At 52.8% G+C, this 16,192-nt stretch carries 14 protein-coding genes; 9 read left to right on the top strand and 5 right to left on the bottom strand.

The features are described from left to right. Nucleotides 1-109: 109 nt before the first annotated feature. From metF to I3X05_RS01340, 3 genes are all read right to left on the bottom strand, one after another. Nucleotides 110-1,003: a methylenetetrahydrofolate reductase gene (gene metF, locus I3X05_RS01350; RefSeq protein WP_045569771.1), complete on the bottom strand. Its 894-nt coding sequence runs from the start codon at nucleotides 1,001-1,003 to the stop codon at nucleotides 110-112. A gap of 233 nt (nucleotides 1,004-1,236) precedes the next feature. Beyond that, complete coding sequence (locus I3X05_RS01345) at nucleotides 1,237-3,648, bottom strand: bifunctional aspartate kinase/homoserine dehydrogenase II (RefSeq protein WP_045569772.1); 2,412 nt, start codon at nucleotides 3,646-3,648, stop codon at nucleotides 1,237-1,239. Then, nucleotides 3,649-4,815 (bottom strand): O-succinylhomoserine (thiol)-lyase, encoded by a 1,167-nt coding sequence (locus I3X05_RS01340; RefSeq protein WP_193187582.1) that lies wholly within the window; start codon nucleotides 4,813-4,815, stop codon nucleotides 3,649-3,651. Between the two features lie 209 nt (nucleotides 4,816-5,024). Here I3X05_RS01340 and metJ point away from each other — a divergent pair, with 209 nt between their 5' ends. Further along, nucleotides 5,025-5,342 (top strand): met regulon transcriptional regulator MetJ, encoded by a 318-nt coding sequence (gene metJ / locus I3X05_RS01335; RefSeq protein WP_039422980.1) that lies wholly within the window; start codon nucleotides 5,025-5,027, stop codon nucleotides 5,340-5,342. A gap of 111 nt (nucleotides 5,343-5,453) precedes the next feature. Here the strand turns inward: metJ and I3X05_RS01330 are convergent, their stop codons facing one another. Both I3X05_RS01330 and rpmE read right to left on the bottom strand, forming a co-directional pair. Then, nucleotides 5,454-6,734, bottom strand: coding sequence for a malic enzyme-like NAD(P)-binding protein (locus I3X05_RS01330; RefSeq protein WP_193187580.1), 1,281 nt, complete (start codon nucleotides 6,732-6,734; stop codon nucleotides 5,454-5,456). A 298-nt stretch (nucleotides 6,735-7,032) separates the two neighbouring features. Continuing rightward, the gene (gene rpmE / locus I3X05_RS01325) at nucleotides 7,033-7,254 is read right to left on the bottom strand and encodes a 50S ribosomal protein L31 (protein ID WP_193167878.1); all 222 of its coding nucleotides are present in this window, start codon (nucleotides 7,252-7,254) and stop codon (nucleotides 7,033-7,035) included. Nucleotides 7,255-7,515: 261 nt separating this feature from the next. Here rpmE and priA point away from each other — a divergent pair, with 261 nt between their 5' ends. The 8 genes from priA to zapB all read left to right on the top strand — a co-directional run bounded on the left by priA (nucleotide 7,516) and on the right by zapB (nucleotide 16,063). Beyond that, nucleotides 7,516-9,717 (top strand): primosomal protein N', encoded by a 2,202-nt coding sequence (gene priA / locus I3X05_RS01320; RefSeq protein WP_337970915.1) that lies wholly within the window; start codon nucleotides 7,516-7,518, stop codon nucleotides 9,715-9,717. Nucleotides 9,718-9,918: 201 nt separating this feature from the next. Beyond that, nucleotides 9,919-10,926, top strand: a complete 1,008-nt coding sequence (gene cytR / locus I3X05_RS01315; protein ID WP_045569777.1) for a DNA-binding transcriptional regulator CytR — start codon at nucleotides 9,919-9,921, stop codon at nucleotides 10,924-10,926. A gap of 122 nt (nucleotides 10,927-11,048) precedes the next feature. Further along, the gene (locus I3X05_RS01310; RefSeq protein WP_039422963.1) at nucleotides 11,049-11,594 is read left to right on the top strand and encodes an SPOR domain-containing protein; all 546 of its coding nucleotides are present in this window, start codon (nucleotides 11,049-11,051) and stop codon (nucleotides 11,592-11,594) included. Between the two features lie 155 nt (nucleotides 11,595-11,749). Then, the gene (gene hslV, locus I3X05_RS01305) at nucleotides 11,750-12,304 is read left to right on the top strand and encodes an ATP-dependent protease subunit HslV (RefSeq protein WP_039422960.1); all 555 of its coding nucleotides are present in this window, start codon (nucleotides 11,750-11,752) and stop codon (nucleotides 12,302-12,304) included. Between the two features lie 25 nt (nucleotides 12,305-12,329). Beyond that, nucleotides 12,330-13,661 (top strand): HslU--HslV peptidase ATPase subunit, encoded by a 1,332-nt coding sequence (gene hslU / locus I3X05_RS01300; RefSeq protein ID WP_193243143.1) that lies wholly within the window; start codon nucleotides 12,330-12,332, stop codon nucleotides 13,659-13,661. Nucleotides 13,662-14,096: 435 nt separating this feature from the next. Next, nucleotides 14,097-15,014 carry a 1,4-dihydroxy-2-naphthoate polyprenyltransferase gene (locus I3X05_RS01295; protein WP_337970914.1) on the top strand — a complete coding sequence of 306 codons (918 nt, stop codon included), beginning with the start codon at nucleotides 14,097-14,099 and terminating at the stop codon, nucleotides 15,012-15,014. A 75-nt stretch (nucleotides 15,015-15,089) separates the two neighbouring features. Beyond that, nucleotides 15,090-15,593 carry a ribonuclease E activity regulator RraA gene (gene rraA, locus I3X05_RS01290; protein ID WP_193168263.1) on the top strand — a complete coding sequence of 168 codons (504 nt, stop codon included), beginning with the start codon at nucleotides 15,090-15,092 and terminating at the stop codon, nucleotides 15,591-15,593. A gap of 227 nt (nucleotides 15,594-15,820) precedes the next feature. Continuing rightward, nucleotides 15,821-16,063 carry a cell division protein ZapB gene (zapB, locus tag I3X05_RS01285; protein WP_045569782.1) on the top strand — a complete coding sequence of 81 codons (243 nt, stop codon included), beginning with the start codon at nucleotides 15,821-15,823 and terminating at the stop codon, nucleotides 16,061-16,063. The last annotated feature ends 129 nt before the right edge of the window (nucleotides 16,064-16,192 follow it).

The following is a 16,192-nucleotide window of genomic DNA, read 5'->3' as shown; positions in this document are numbered from 1 at the left end:
TTGATACCAGCCTTTTTATTTGCCTCTATTTGCTCAAAGCAAAAGAGTGCGCCCAATAAAAAGCGGCACTCTTTGCGCCGCTTTTACTCTTCAAACTATCTTCAAACCGTTAAGCTTGCTTGGGACGTACGCCAAGCGTATGACACAATGCGTAAGTCATCTCGGCGCGGTTTAGCGTGTAGAAGTGGAAATCTTTCACCCCTTCTCGGCTTAAAATACGCACCATATCAATCGCTTGGCTTGCACCCACTAGCTGACGAGTCACTGGGTCATCATCCAGCCCTTCAAACTGTTTCGCCATCCAACCGGGCACTTTAACGTTGTTCTGCGCTGCAAAACGCGACGCCTGCTTAAAGTTCGATACGGGCAAAATACCTGGGACGATCTCCACATCGATCCCAGCCGCTACGCAGCGGTCACGAAAGCGCAAGTAGCTCTCCACATCGAAAAAGAACTGCGTGATAGCACGGTTCGCACCCGCATCCACTTTTCGTTTGAGGTTGAGCAGATCCGCTTGAGCACTTTTCGCTTCAGGGTGAACTTCAGGAAACGCCGCCACCGAAATATCAAAATCGTGCAGCGATTTCAGCAGAGTCACCAGATCAGAGGCGTACATCTCTGGCGCGCCGCCGCTCGGAGGAATATCACCGCGCAACGCGACAATATTTTTGATGCCATTCGCCCAGTAGTCGTTGGCAATGTTGATAAGCTCGTCACGGTTGGCATCAATACAGGTGAGGTGCGGGGCAGCGACAAGGCCAGTTTGTGCTTTGATCTCTTTGATGATCGAATGGGTACGGTCACGTTCACCAGAGTTGGCCCCGTAAGTCACCGAGACAAACTTGGGTTGCAGGGTTTTTAGGCGCTGTACTGAGCTCCACAGCGTCTCTTCCATTTGCGGCGTGCTGGGCGGAAAAAACTCAAACGACACATTGATGTTGTCTGAAAGCTCAGCGATATTCTGGTTTAAAGCGCCAATATGACTTGCGTGTGTATAGCCCATGTTCCTCTCCCTGTGACCACCTGCCACAAACGTGCAAACTGTTGCGAACTGACGTTTAGACGTCTATATGGCTACAGAATGGATTGAATACGATTTAATGTCAACAGTGCGATTATGAATATTTCTCAAGTTCATAATGAGCATAGTTCAAGTAGAAATAACAAGGGGCCGATTGGCCCCTTGGGTAAGATGTGTACCGATAGCGACAAGCGCTTTAACGCCTGTTCATCGCTTTAAAACAGGCCTGCCAGACGATTGAGATCCGATTGAATCGCCCCCGCCGTCACTTCTCGCCCCGCGCCCGGCCCACGAATCACCAACGGGTTGTCTCGATACCACTTACTTTCGATGGCAAAAATGTTGTCACACGGCAGCAAGTTGGCTAACGCATGCTCACGCGACAGCGCCTCAACACTCACCCGTGCTTTGCCGTTTTTCTCCAAACGCGCCACGTATCTCAACACCTGATCTTGGCGCTGCGCTTTGGCCAGACGCTCCTGCAAACGCTCGCTGAGCAGATGCGCTTTATCAAAAAACTCATCCAGCGTGAGAGCGCTCAACTCTGCTGGTACCAAGGATTCCACCTTGACGTTCTCCGGTTCAATCTCCAGCCCAGATTCACGCGCTAAAATCACCAGCTTGCGCATCACATCCGAGCCATCGAGATCGCTGCGCGGATCGGGCTCGGTCAGTCCTTGCTGCCAAGCGAGATCGACTAGTTCAGCAAACGGAACGCTGCCGTCAAACTGCTGGAACAACCAAGAAAGCGTGCCGGAGAAGATCCCCGAGAGCGCAACGATTTCGTCACCGCTCTCACGCAAATCGCGCACGGTATGGTTGATCGGCAGCCCTGCGCCCACCGTGGCGTTGTACAGCCAATGGCGGCCAATTTTGGCAAACGCATCTTGCACTTGATAGTAGTAGTCACTGCTGGCCGAACCGGCGATCTTGTTGGCCGAAATCAGGTGCAGCCCTTGGTTGGCGATCTCGAGATATTTCGCCGCCAACTCAGCACTGGCAGTCACATCCAACACCACCGCTTCGTCATAACCTTGCAGAGCGCCCAAACGCAGCAGCCAGCTATCACCATTATGCGCGATCGAGTCGTCATCAAAATGGGCGTGCACGCTTGCCGCATCTAAGCCTTGCTCATTAAACAGGTACGTTTGGCTATCCACCACCGCCACCAGCTCAAAGTTCATGCCGTGGCGTTTTTCCAGTTCGCTTTTTTGCTGGGCAAACAGCGCTAGCCAGCTCGAACCGATATTACCTTTGCCACACAGGGCAATAGCCACCCGCTTTTGCGCTTGGAAAAGCTGGCTATGAATACCGTTGACCAGCACAGGCAAATTAACCCGTCGCAGTACGGCCACCAGACTGAGGCCGGAATCCGCCTCGGAGACGAACTCCACTGGCGAGTGTTTCAATTGCTGGTAGAAGCCAAAGCAGTGGCTGGCGTTTTTCGACACGCCCGCGCCCACCGCCGCCACCAGTGAAAAGCCCTCTTTGAGTTTGATTTCCGCTTCCACCGCCAACTCTTGTAGGTAGGCCAAAGCACCACTGGCGATTTCTGCGGTATAGGCCAAACGCAGGCGATGTTGATCTTTTTGCCACTCAAAGGCCAGCGGTTCCAGTTGCGCCCGCTTCAAAGCACGCAGCACCTCTTGCTGCACGCGGTCGTCGTCATGGCCTCGGGCAAAGGTGAGCTGCACCAGTAGCACCTCATCAAGCGAAGTGATGATTTTCGCCCCGCGCCCGGATGCGAGCACGCGTTCAATGCGCGTCGAGCCCGATTCCGCATCGTAGCTGCAACGCAAATCGAGTTCAGTGGCACTTTGCGCCACCGGTTGAAGGGTGCGGCTATGCAGCACCGGCGCGGCAAGACGAGCCAGCTCGCTCGCTTCATCCAAACGCAGCAGCGGCAACAGACACGCGTCCGACACGATACGTGGGTCGGCGCTGTACACGCCCGCCACATCACTCCAAATCGTCACGCGTGACACTTCCGCCAACGCGCCAATGATGGTTGCCGAGTAGTCGGAACCATTGCGACCCAGCAACACCGTGTCGCCTGCGCCATTTTGCGCCATAAAACCGGTGATGATCACTCGGCGCTTGGCGTGCTGCGCCAGCACCTCTTTCAGCAGCGGATAAGAACGCGCGCGATCCACCTCCGGCTGAGTGCCGCTTTCGGCGCGCAAAAAAGCACGCGCATCTTGTGCCACCGCCGCTAGATTGGACTGGTTAAGCAGCGCAGCCAGCAAACGCGCTGACCACACTTCACCGTGGCCCAGTACCGCCGCTCTCTGCGTTTGAGTGAGCGGCGCCGCCAACTCCGCCAAGGTACTGAACTCATCATTCAGTTGGGCGAGTAATTGGCCTTGCGCCTCGCCACTGAGCAGCGATTCAACCAAACCAAGCTGGTAGTGACGTAACGATTGCAGCGCGTCATGCGCCAAACGGCCATCACGCTCCAACCCATCAAGAAACTCAATCAAGCGGTTAGTGGTTTTGCCTGCCGCAGAGACAACCACCAAGTCATTCTCGCTGGAGTACTCTTTGAGGATATTAGCGACGCGGCGATAACATTCTGGGTCGGCAAGGCTGCTGCCACCAAACTTGTGCAACTGACGTACAACAGACATTTATTGCGCTCCCTTCACTTGTTCAAAGGCTTGCTTGAGATCGGCGATCAAATCGTGCGCATCTTCCAGTCCAACCGACAGACGCAGCAATTGCTGGGAGACACCCGCTTCAGCCAGCGCCGCTTCGCCCATCGCTCGGTGCGTCATCGACGCAGGATGGCAGATCAAACTTTCCACCCCACCGAGCGACTCGGCCAAAGAGAACAGCTCCAGCGCTTGCACAAACTGCTTCAACTGCTCAAACGAGCCGGCAAATTCAAAACTGAGCATCGAGCCAAAACCCGATTGCTGCTTTTTGGCAATCTCATGCCCCGGATGTTGCGGCAGGCTCGGATGGTAAATCGTCCCCACCAGCGATTCGCTTTGCAAAAAGGCTAAAATTTGCTGTGAGCTCTCTTCGTGCACGCGCATGCGCGCCCCCAACGTGCGGATGCCGCGCAGTGTCATGTAGCTGTCAAACGGCGTGCCGGTTGCGCCCAAACAGTTGCCCCACCACGCCAGCTCCTCGGCATGTTGCGCGGTTTTGGTCACCACCACACCGCCAATCACATCAGAATGGCCATTAATGTATTTGGTGGTGGAGTGAATCACGAAATCCGCGCCCAGCTCCAACGGCTTTTGATAGACCGGAGTGAGAAAGGTGTTGTCGACCGCCACCAGCGCGCCAACGCGATGTGCTTTTTCACACACTGCCGCAATATCGACCACGCGCACCAACGGGTTGGAGGGGGTTTCAATCAACAGCAGTTTGGGCTTGAGCGCCAAGGCCGCCTCCAGCGCCGCTGGGTCGGATTGATCAACAAAGCGCACCTTGAAATCGCCTTTGTTGGCGCGGGTATTGAACAAGCGATAAGTACCGCCGTAGCAGTCGTGCGGAGCGACAATCAGATCGTTTGGCGATAAGAAAGCAGAGACCCACAAGTTAAGCGCCGACGTACCACAGTTGGTCACCACCGCCCCTTGGCCCGATTCTAGCTCATACAGCGCCTGCTCCAGCAAGCCACGGTTGGGGTTGCCCGAGCGGGTATAGTCGTACTTAGGCACTTCGCCAAAGGCTGGAAAGCCGTAGTTGGTCGAAAGGTAAATGGGGGGAACGACAGCACGGAACTGACTGTCTGACTCAATACCAGTTCGAACGGCGATGGTAGCGGGCTTGCGAGTGCTCATAGTGTTTCCTTTCTCCAAAGATGCATTCTGAATGGGAATAGGCTACTGTTGTTTCAGCGTCATCCATTCCTTTTATCCGCCACTTTAACCAGCAAAATTTAAGACGTCAACACTTCTAGACGTCCATATGTCTTTGCTTATGGCGGTAAATCCAGCTACAATCTGCGCCTATTATTTTATTAACCAACGATAACGACTAAAGGTGCGCAATGGCCGACTGGAATGGCGACTACATAAGTCCATACGCAGAGCATGGGAAAAAGAGCGAGCAGGTGAAAAAGATCACTGTATCTATCCCATTGAAAGTGCTGAAAGTGCTGACCGATGAACGAACTCGTCGTCAAATTAATAACCTGCGCCATGCAACCAATAGTGAGCTGCTGTGCGAAGCCTTCCTGCACGCCTACACAGGCCAGCCCTTGCCGACCGATGAAGATCTGCGTAAAGATCGCCCAGATGACATTCCAACTGAAGCGAAAGCGCTGATGACGGCGATGGGCATTGAGTTCGAAGCTTACGACGACTAAGGATTGGCTGGTCAGTTCGGGGGAAGCGGCTGACTACCAAGCCAACAATAGAAATAAAAACGGGACGCCTTGGCGTCCCGTTTTGCTAACTGGTCTACATCATCGTTGGGCTTATTGCGCCATCATGTAGTTCTCTGGCATCGCGATGCGCGCCACACCGGAATCGACCGCCGCTTGCGCGACCGCTTTCGCCACGCGCGGTAGCAGACGTGGGTCCATCGGTTTTGGAATGATGTAGTGCGGACCAAACTCTAGGCTGTCGACGCCCGCTGCTTTCAACACTTCCGCAGGAACCGGTTCTTTCGCCAGTTGACGAATCGCATCCACCGCCGCCAGTTTCATCTCATCGTTGATTTCGCTGGCGCGAACATCCAATGCGCCGCGGAAAATAAACGGGAAGCACAACACGTTGTTCACTTGGTTTGGATAGTCACTGCGGCCCGTTCCCATGATCAAATCGTCACGCACTTCATGTGCCAGCTCAGGCTTGATCTCGGGATCTGGGTTTGAACAGGCAAACACCACCGGTTTATCGGCCATCAGTTTCAGCGCTTCTGCGGGCATCAGGTTTGGACCTGACACGCCCAAGAAGAGATCCGCGCCGGAAATCACATCTTCCAGCGTGCGTTTGTCGGTGTTATTGGCAAACAGCTGCTTATATTCGTTGAGGTCATCACGACGCGTATGGATCACGCCTTTGCGATCGAGCATGTAGATCTTCTCACGCATCGCGCCGCATTTGATCAACAGTTCCATACACGCCACCGCCGCCGCGCCCGCGCCCAAACACACAATCACACATTCGTTGAGTTTTTTGCCTTGCAGCTCGATCGCATTGAGCATGCCCGCCGCCGTCACAATCGCCGTGCCGTGCTGGTCATCGTGGAAAACTGGCACATCACAACGCTCAATCAGGCGTTTCTCGATCTCAAAACAGTCCGGCGCTTTGATGTCTTCAAGGTTGATGCCACCAAAGGTGTCGGCGATGTTGGCAACGGTATCGACAAACTCATCGATGGTGCGGTGTTTTACTTCGATATCGATCGAGTCTAATCCTGCAAAACGTTTGAACAGTAACGCTTTCCCTTCCATGACTGGCTTAGACGCCAGCGGACCTAAATTGCCCAGACCAAGAATTGCGGTGCCGTTAGAGATCACTGCCACCATGTTCCCCTTGGCCGTGTACTTGTAGACGTTCTCCGGGTTTTGTGCGATTTCACGTACTGGCTCAGCCACACCTGGGCTGTAAGCGAGCGCAAGATCTTTGGCGGTTTCGGCTGGTTTTGTCAGCGCAATGGCGATTTTTCCCGCCGTTGGGTAGGCATGGTAATCCAGCGCTTGCTGGCGGCGATCTTCTTCAGGGGTCAATGCCTGGCGATTGTCATCGGACATAGGTCGTTATTCTCTTTATATGTTTTGTGGGATAGGGGGAATGTTGCAAAATGACCTAAAACTCTGCGTTTTTAGATAATTTGGAGATAAATTCTAATTGATATAAGTCAATCTTCCTAGCCAAGAATGCGAAGCATATCTACAAAATGACCAAGAAAGGCGAAGGTAAGACCAGCAAAGGGCGAGAGAAAAGCGCCCCTGAACAACAACAAGGAAAATAACGAGGAAAATAATAGAAAGGCAAAAAGCAAAAAGGCCGCCGAAGCGACCTTTTCTCAAACAGTCATCACAAATGTGATTAGTTCTTACCGCTTGATAGAGCACCGAAACGCTTGTTGAAGCGATCAACACGGCCGCCTGTATCAACGATACGTTGCTTACCAGTGTAGAATGGGTGGCACTTGTCGCATACGTCTAGGTGGATAGATTCTTTAGCTAGAGTAGAGCTAAAAACGAAAGAGTTGCCGCAAGAACAAGTTGCGTTTACTGCTTTGTATTCTGGGTGGATACCAGCTTTCATGGGATAACCTCAAATAGTAGGCCGTGTCGCTATACGAGCCTTTGCCGCACACCACACGTAGTTAAAAATGAACTCTTAGATACCGCGCTCGCTGGTGCGAAGCCATATCTTAAGGCGCGATATAGTAATGAATCGACTCAAATGGATCAACCTATTTGCGCCATTTTGCGCTAGTTTTTTAATCAGCCATCGCTTCTCGAATTTGCCCGCCGCTTCCTTTAGACTGTCAGTCATTATTTTTCTGTTTACTCACGCTACCTTATGCGCCCATCGATTGCCCGAGTTGCCCTACCCGTCCCTCTTGATAAACAGTTTGATTATCTGGTGCCCAGTCATCTGTTTCCCATTATCGGCGGTCGGGTGAGCGTACCGTTTGGCCGGCAGACGCTGGTCGGCATTGTCACGGCGCTGGTGCAGGAATCGGACTTTCCGCGTGAGCAACTCAAATCGGTCAAAGCAGTGCTGGATAGCCAGCCGCTGTGGCCCGCGCCAGTGTATAGCCTGCTGCAATGGTGCAGCCAATATTATCAGCATCCACTGGGAGAAACGCTGCACAACGCCCTACCCGCGGCGCTGCGCAAAGGTAAAGCGGCCGATTTTGCCACTTTGCAGGAGTGGCAGTTAACCGAGCAAGGCAAAAGCCAGTTGATGCAGTATTTTGGCCGCGCGGTCAAACAGGCGCGAGTGATGAAAATGCTCGCCGATGGCCCAGTTAGCCATCAGCGCTTTCTCGATGAAGAGATTTCTTCTACGGTGCTCAAAGCCCTCGAAGAGAAAGGTTGGATCGAAAGCCAAGACAAAACGCCGCAAGTCCAAGCTTGGGGCGAGGCGATTGAAAATGAGAACGACAAGCCGAAACTCAATCAAGAGCAAGCGATCGCCATTGCCACCGTACAGTGCCAGACGAGCTTTGCCAGCTTCTTGCTTGAGGGGGTGACGGGGTCGGGTAAAACCGAAGTGTACTTAAACCTGATCAAACCGATCTTAGCCCAAGGTCGCCAAGCGCTGGTGCTGGTGCCGGAAATCGGCTTAACCCCGCAAACCATTAACCGTTTTCGCCGCCGCTTTAATGTCCCCGTGGCGGTGATTCACTCGGGTCTGAACGACACTGAACGCCTCAACGCTTGGCTGAGCGCGCGCGACAAAGTGGCTGGCATTGTGATTGGCACTCGCTCGGCCTTGTTCACGCCGTTTGCCGACTTGGGCATGATCATCGTCGATGAAGAGCACGATACGTCCTATAAACAGCAAGATAGCCTGCGTTACCACGCGCGCGATGTGGCGGTGATGCGCGCCGCCAAAGAAGATATTCCGATCATCCTCGGCTCGGCGACGCCAGCTCTGGAGTCGCTGCACAATGCACTCAGCGGCAAATACCACCATCTGACTTTAACCCAGCGGGCCGGCGTTGCCGTACCAACACGCAACCAAGTGCTGGATGTCAAAGGGCTCTATTTGGAAAGTGGCTTGTCTGCGCCCTTGATTGTCGAAATGCGCCGCCATCTCCAAGCGGGTAATCAGGTGATGCTGTTTCTCAATCGGCGCGGTTTCTCCCCAGCACTGATGTGCCACCAATGCGGCTGGATTGCGGAATGTAAACGCTGCGATGCCTACTACACCTACCATCAATACAGCAACGAGATCCGCTGCCACCATTGCGGCTCGCAGCAGCCGGTGATTCATCAGTGCCAAGGATGCGGTTCCACTCAGTTGGTCACCGTTGGCGTCGGCACCGAGCAGCTAGAGAACCAGTTGGAAAACCTCTTTCCCGAGTACAAAGCGATCCGTATTGACCGAGACAGCACGCGGCGCAAAGGCAGCTTGGAAGATGCATTGCAAGCGATCCGACGCGGCGAGTATCAAATCTTGATCGGCACGCAGATGCTGGCCAAAGGGCACCATTTTCCTGATGTGACGCTGGTTGCTTTGCTTGATGTGGATGGCTCGCTCTACAGCAGTGATTTTCGCGCTTCCGAGCGATTGGCCCAGTTGTTTATCCAGGTGGCCGGACGCGCTGGGCGCGCCAGCAAACCCGGTGAAGTGCTGCTGCAAACCCATCATCCGGAACACCCGCTGCTGCAAGCCTTGCTGACCAAGGACTATCGCTCGTTTGCCCTAAGCGCGTTAGAAGAACGACGCATCGCCCAACTGCCGCCCTACAGCTTTTTAACCCTGTTTCGCGCCGAGGCCAATCACAGCGAGCTTTGCGAGGTGTTCTTGCGCCAAGTTCGTCTCACCCTCGAGTCCCATCCCTTGTTTGATGACACCTGTTTAGTGCTTGGGCCGACCCCGTCGCCGCTGGCCAAACGCGCGGGCAAATATCGCTGGCAACTGCTGCTGCAAACGCAAAGCCGCGTCTTGATGCAAAAATTGTTAATCAGCGCGAAACCGGCGATTGAAATGTTACCGAATGCAAAGAAAGTACGATGGATCGTAGACATTGAGCCACAGGATTTGAGCTAGCAAACGATAAAATCTTCAAACAATCTTCGATACTTGCAAGGTATTACCTTTTTACGTGATGACAATCACATGAAGAATGTAAATTCTGTTAATTCCGCCGTAACTTTCGCTGAAGAAATGAATAGACTATCCGGGTTATCTCATATTTTGCATCAGAACAATAATTGAACGTCAATCATGGCGAAAAAGAGGGTTTAATTTATGGCGACAATGAAGGATGTTGCCCAGCTTGCTGGTGTCTCGACCGCCACGGTCTCAAGAGCACTAATGAATCCCGAAAAAGTGTCGGCCACCACCAGAAAACGGGTGGAAGACGCGGTTTTAGAGGCTGGATATTCACCAAACTCGCTTGCAAGAAATTTACGTCGGAACGAATCAAAAACCATAGTAACGATTGTCCCAGACATCTGTGACCCTTACTTTACCGAGATTATTCGCGGTATCGAAGACGCAGCGATGGAGCAAGGCTACTTGGTTCTACTGGGCGACAGTGGTCAGCAAAAGCGTCGCGAAAGCTCGTTCGTCAACCTTGTCTTCACCAAACAAGCCGATGGTATGTTGCTGCTTGGCACCGATCTGCCGTTTGATGTCAGCAAGCCGGAGCAGAAAAACCTGCCGCCGATGGTGATGGCGTGTGAGTTCGCCCCCGAGCTCGAACTGCCCACCGTGCACATCGACAACCTAACCTCGGCGTTTGAAGCCGTGAACTACTTAACCCAGTTGGGTCACAAACGCATCGCGCAAATCTCAGGTCCATCGTCTGCGGTGCTGTGTCAGTTCCGTCAGCAAGGCTATCAACAAGCGCTACGACGCGCTGGCATCACCATGAACCCGGATTACTGCGCGGAAGCCGAATTCTCGTTCGCCGGCGGTACAGAGGCCATTCGCCAGTTGTTAGAGTTACCTGAACCGCCGACAGCCGTATTCTGCCACTGCGACACCATGGCGATTGGCGCGATTCAAGAAGCGAAAAAACTGGGCCTGCGCGTTCCACAAGATCTCTCCGTGGTCGGTTTTGACGACATTCAATTTGCCCAGTACTGCGATCCCCCTTTAACCACCATCTCTCAGCCGCGCTATGAGATTGGCCGTCAAGCGATGTTGATGATGCTTGAAGTGCTCAAAGGGCATGAGATCCACAGCGGCTCTCGCCTGCTCGAAACGCAACTGGTGATCCGTGGCAGCGCCGCGCCACCGAGATTGCGTTAAGCGCTCAAACCAAGTCAAAGCGGCGCATTGTGTTGCGTCGCTTCCTTTTATTACGCCGTGCCCTGTTCTGTTCTGTCATTCTGGATTACCATGTCTGGCTGAATAAATCATAGTTAGTAATTATCGTGGCTAAAGATTATGTAAGGCGTGGTCGTAGCCCCAAAAAACCGGCTACTAAAAAGACCGCCACAGCGAAAAGAAAACCTTGGCGCGCAGGCCTACTGGCAATTTTGCTGGTTGGCGCGTTTGGCTATGGCCTGTATATCCTTAATAACGACCCGGAGCCCCCCGTGCCGGTCGTGCAACAAAGCAAACCAACTCCCAAGCCCGCAGCGAAAAAAGAGCTGCCTCCTCCGCCAGAAGAAAAATGGCAATACGTGGAGTCTCTGCCTAAACGCGAAATCGAAGTGGTGGCCAAAGAGCAGGAAATCTCAGCCATTCCTTACATCATGCAGTGCGGTGCTTACAAAACGCTAGATCAAGCTGAAGCGCGCAAGCTAGACATCGCCTTTCAAGGCATCACCAGTAAGATCCGCAAAAAAGAGGGCAGCGACTGGTATCGCGTGGTGCTAGGGCCGTACACCACCAAAAGGGACGCCGAGCGCGATCGGCATAAGCTGCAACGCGCCAAAATTGAGCCTTGCGCGATCTGGAAAGAAGCGCAGTAAAATAGCAAACTCGAAAAGGCGCAAGTGCATCACTTGTGCCTTTTTATTTGCCTCGGCTGGCCCCCTTTCTCCGCCCTCGATTCGCTCTTGAATTCTCTTTTACCACCCCCATATATCAAACAACTCCATCGTGAAAAGTATCAAGAGGTCTGCTCGTGACTACCATAGTATCTGTACGTCGTAACAACACAGTCGTCATCGCCGGAGACGGACAAGTGTCTTTGGGCAACACCGTCATGAAAGGCAATGCGCGCAAAGTTCGCCGTCTTTACAACAACAAAGTGCTGGCTGGCTTTGCAGGTGGCACAGCCGACGCCTTTACCCTATTTGAACGCTTCGAAAGCAAATTGCAGATGCACCAAGGCCATCTGACCAAAGCCGCGGTTGAACTGGCCAAAGATTGGCGCAGCGATCGCGCTCTGCGCAAACTCGAAGCGCTGCTCGCCGTGGCCGACGAAACGGCGTCGCTCATCATCACTGGTAACGGTGACGTGGTGCAGCCAGAAAACGACCTGATTGCGATTGGCTCAGGCGGCGCTTACGCTCAAGCCGCTGCCACTGCGCTGTTGGAAAACACCGACCTAGACGCACGCGAGATCGCCGTCAAAGCGCTCAATATCGCCGGTGACATTTGTGTGTTTACCAACCACAATCACACCATTGAAGAGCTCACGGCCACGCCAGAGTTGCCAAGCGCAACCCAAGCGTAACTTATACAGAATTTGAGGAAGCAAGATGTCTGAAATGACTCCCCGCGAAATTGTGCACGAACTGAACCGTCACATCATTGGTCAGGAAAAAGCAAAACGCTCGGTGGCGATTGCCCTACGTAACCGCTGGCGCCGCATGCAGCTTGAAGAAGGGCTGCGCGCCGAAGTCACCCCAAAAAATATCCTGATGATCGGCCCAACTGGGGTAGGTAAAACCGAAATTGCTCGCCGTTTGGCTAAACTGGCCAACGCACCGTTTATCAAAGTCGAAGCGACCAAGTTCACCGAAGTCGGTTATGTGGGTAAAGAGGTGGAAACCATTATCCGCGATCTGACCGACGTGGCGGTGAAAATGACCCACCAGCAAGCGATGGAAAAAGTGCAGTTCCGCGCTGAAGAGCTAGCGGAAGAGCGCGTGCTTGATGCCTTGCTGCCGCCAGCACGCGATGCATGGGGGCAAAGTGAGCAGAGCGACGACAACTCCAATACGCGACAAATTTTCCGCAAGAAATTGCGTGAAGGTAAGCTCGACGACAAAGAGATTGAAGTCAATGTCGCTGCACCGCAAATGGGCGTGGAGATCATGGCGCCTCCGGGCATGGAAGAGATGACCAACCAGCTGCAGGGAATGTTCCAAAGCCTTGCGGGCAACACCAGCAAAAAACGCAAACTGAAAATCAAAGATGCAATGAAAGCGCTGATCGAAGAGGAAGCGGCGAAGCTGGTCAACCAAGAAGAGCTGAAAGATCAGGCGATTTACAACGTTGAGAACAACGGCATCGTGTTTATCGATGAGATCGACAAAATCTGTAAGCGCGGCGAAAGCTCAGGCCCAGATGTCTCTCGTGAAGGGGTGCAGCGCGACCTACTACCGCTGATTGAGGGCAGCACCGTATCGACCAAACACGGCATGGTGCGAACTGACCACATTCTGTTCATCACCTCCGGCGCATTCCAAGTGTCCAAACCGTCTGATTTGATCCCCGAGCTGCAAGGCCGCCTGCCGATCCGCGTCGAGCTCGAAGCGCTGACCAGCCACGATTTCAAACGCATCCTGACCGAACCTAAAGCCTCTCTGACCGAGCAATACATCGCCCTGATGAAAACCGAGCAGGTTGATATCGAGTTCACTGAAGATGGCATCAGCCAAATAGCCGAAGCCGCATGGACCGTCAACGAAACCACGGAAAACATCGGCGCACGCCGTCTGCACACCGTGATGGAACGTTTGATGGATGAAATCTCCTTCGACGCCACAGAAAAATCTGGCGCCAAGTTTGTCATCGACGCGCAATACGTCAAGCAGCGCCTCGGTGAGTTTGTCGCAGACGAAGATCTGAGCCGCTTTATTCTTTAAGGGAAAACAAGGTTCTAGGTTCTAGGGAAGAGCAGGTACTAGGAAAGGCAAGAGCGTAAGAGAAGGTCCTGGGGTCCTGGGCCCTTGGAAAAGCGGAAAAAAAGGTCCTATGGTCCTGGGGAAGAGCAAGAGCGGAAAAAGAAGGGGCGAGTTTTCTAGGGTCTAGATTGCTAGGAAGAGAAAAAGCGGAAGAGAAGGACCGCTCTTCCTGCTCTTCCTGCTCTTCCTAGAACCTAGCGACCTAGGAACCAGGGCCGCTCTTGCCCTTCCCAGGCCCGCTCTTATCCGCTCTTCCTAGAAACCTAGAACCTAGAACCTTCTTTTCCTAGCACCTAGAACCTTCTTTTCCTAGTCCCTAGCGACCTTCTCTTCTCCCTTTCTTCCTTACGTGTTTCTTCGTATACTGACCGTCGGTTTTACTCGCACGAAACACACATGAATCAATCTCTGAGAATCTGGCTTGATGCCGCGCGCCCTAAAACATTGCCTCTGGCTTTGGTCTCCATTTTAACTGGCAGTGTGCTGGCTTACTCTTCGGGGCAATTCTCATTGGTGGTCGCTCTGCTGGCGTTTATCACCGCCACTTTGCTGCAAATCTTGTCTAACTTAGCCAACGACTATGGCGATGCCGTCAAAGGCACCGACAACGACAAGCGCCTTGGCCCATTGCGAGCAATGCAATCTGGCGCGGTCAGCGCTAAAGAGATGCAACGTGCCATCGTATTTAATATTTTGCTTACCATCGTCTCGGGTTTAGCACTGGTGTTTTATGCCTTAAGCAGTTTACAAAGCATCCTCGCGTTTATCGCTTTGGGTATTTTAGCCATCCTCGCCGCCATTGCTTACACCATGGGCAATAAGCCTTATGGCTATGTGGGTCTGGGCGATCTCTCGGTATTCATATTCTTCGGTTTGCTCGGTGTTTCCGGCACCTATTTCCTTCATACCGGCGTGTTGGATTCAGCGCTGTTTTTGCCTGCCTTGGGCTGCGGCTTGTTAGCGGTCGCGGTACTGAATATCAACAACATGCGCGATATCGAAAACGACGCCGCGTGCGGGAAACGCACTGTTGCAGTTCGCCTCGGTCAGCGCAAAGCCAAGCAATACCACTTCGTATTACTCGGTGGCGCGGTGCTGGCGTTTGCCATTTACTTGCTGTTGCAAGGCAAACCACTGTGGTTCAGCTTTCCTTTTATTTTCAGCCTGTTACTGGTTATTAATCATGGCAAAGCGGTGTGGTTAACCCATCAACCCGCTCAAATTGCGCCGATGATGCCCGTGGTGGTGAAGTGCTCATTGGTCACCAATATTTTGTTTGCAACAGTTGTGATAGCTCAAACTCTTGTTAGTTAATCACTAATTGTCATTGCATTGACTTAATGCGCAGATATACTCAAGAGAAAATTCATTTACCGAAAAAGGTATGCTATGGAATACAACACCTCTGCCCTATGTGATATCTATCTGGATCAAGTGGATGTGGTCGAGCCGATGTTCAGCAACTTCGGTGGGCGTGCCTCATTTGCCGGGCAAATCACCACTGTAAAATGCTTCGAAGATAACTCGCTGATTCGTGAGACGCTGGAACAAGATGGTGTTGGACGCGTGCTGCTGGTCGATGGCGGAGGCTCATTGCGCCGCGCACTGGTCGATGCAGAAATTGCCACCCTAGCAGAAGAAAACGAATGGGAAGGCATTGTTGTCTATGGCAGCGTGCGTGAAATTGACGAGCTGGAAGATATGAACCTCGGCATTCAAGCGCTCGCCTCGATTCCGGTCGGCGCGTCAGCGCAAGGCATTGGCGAAGTCGATATTCCCGTCAATTTCGGTGGTGTGACCTTCTTACCGGAAGATTACCTCTACGCCGACAGCACTGGCATCATCCTTTCGCAAGAGCCACTTAGCGCCGACTTTGAAGAGCCTGAGCTCTAATTACGGCACTCAAGGCGAGAGAAAAGCGCGAGAAAGCACGTTTCACGCGGTTAAAAAGTGAGAAAAAATCAGCGCATTGCCTCAATGCGCTGTTTTTTTAGGCAAATGATGCAATTTTTCCAACATAGCAGGTGTTTCTATGCCTTGTGCTGAGTAGAATGAGGCTAATAGAGAGAGCCGCAGCATGGGCTGCGCTCATTGAACCGAATAAGAATAGGTAGGCCAAAATGTCTTTTGAAGTATTAGAAAAACTGGAAGCAAAAATTCAGACCGCAGTGGATACCATCGCACTACTGCAAATGGAAGTCGAAGAGCTGAAAGAAGATAAGGCGAAGCTGGCTAGCGAAGCCGACCAACTGCGCGCCCAACACGCAGAGCTCGAGCAAAAATCTCAACAAGCTCAACAAGAACACGCTCAGTGGCAAGAACGCATCCGCACCCTACTGGGTAAGATGGAAGATGTAGAGTAAAACCAGAGCGGGACTAAGAAGAGCAGCTGCTAGGGTCTAGGAAAGGCAAGAGCGGAAGAGAAGGTCCTGGGGTCCTGGTCCCTTGGTCCTGGGGAAGAGCAAGAGCAACCGCTCTTCCTAGAACCTAGA

Origin of the sequence: Vibrio navarrensis (assembly GCF_015767675.1) — a bacterium.
In the GTDB taxonomy this organism is placed as follows: domain Bacteria; phylum Pseudomonadota; class Gammaproteobacteria; order Enterobacterales; family Vibrionaceae; genus Vibrio.
Note: the sequence above shows the minus strand (reverse complement) of the source record. Positions and strands in the feature narration are given on the sequence as shown.

Excerpts from the sequence above, each read along its gene's own strand:
- metF (WP_045569771.1), bottom strand. The coding sequence starts at position 1,003 with ATGGGCTATACACACGCAAGTCATATTGGCGCTTTAAACCAGAATATC.
- I3X05_RS01345 (WP_045569772.1), bottom strand. The coding sequence starts at position 3,648 with ATGTCTGTTGTACGTCAGTTGCACAAGTTTGGTGGCAGCAGCCTTGCC.
- I3X05_RS01340 (WP_193187582.1), bottom strand. The coding sequence starts at position 4,815 with ATGAGCACTCGCAAGCCCGCTACCATCGCCGTTCGAACTGGTATTGAG.
- metJ (WP_039422980.1), top strand. The coding sequence starts at position 5,025 with ATGGCCGACTGGAATGGCGACTACATAAGTCCATACGCAGAGCATGGG.
- I3X05_RS01330 (WP_193187580.1), bottom strand. The coding sequence starts at position 6,734 with ATGTCCGATGACAATCGCCAGGCATTGACCCCTGAAGAAGATCGCCGC.
- rpmE (WP_193167878.1), bottom strand. The coding sequence starts at position 7,254 with ATGAAAGCTGGTATCCACCCAGAATACAAAGCAGTAAACGCAACTTGT.
- priA (WP_337970915.1), top strand. The coding sequence starts at position 7,516 with ATGCGCCCATCGATTGCCCGAGTTGCCCTACCCGTCCCTCTTGATAAA.
- cytR (WP_045569777.1), top strand. The coding sequence starts at position 9,919 with ATGGCGACAATGAAGGATGTTGCCCAGCTTGCTGGTGTCTCGACCGCC.
- hslU (WP_193243143.1), top strand. The coding sequence starts at position 12,330 with ATGTCTGAAATGACTCCCCGCGAAATTGTGCACGAACTGAACCGTCAC.
- I3X05_RS01295 (WP_337970914.1), top strand. The coding sequence starts at position 14,097 with ATGAATCAATCTCTGAGAATCTGGCTTGATGCCGCGCGCCCTAAAACA.
- rraA (WP_193168263.1), top strand. The coding sequence starts at position 15,090 with ATGGAATACAACACCTCTGCCCTATGTGATATCTATCTGGATCAAGTG.
- zapB (WP_045569782.1), top strand. The coding sequence starts at position 15,821 with ATGTCTTTTGAAGTATTAGAAAAACTGGAAGCAAAAATTCAGACCGCA.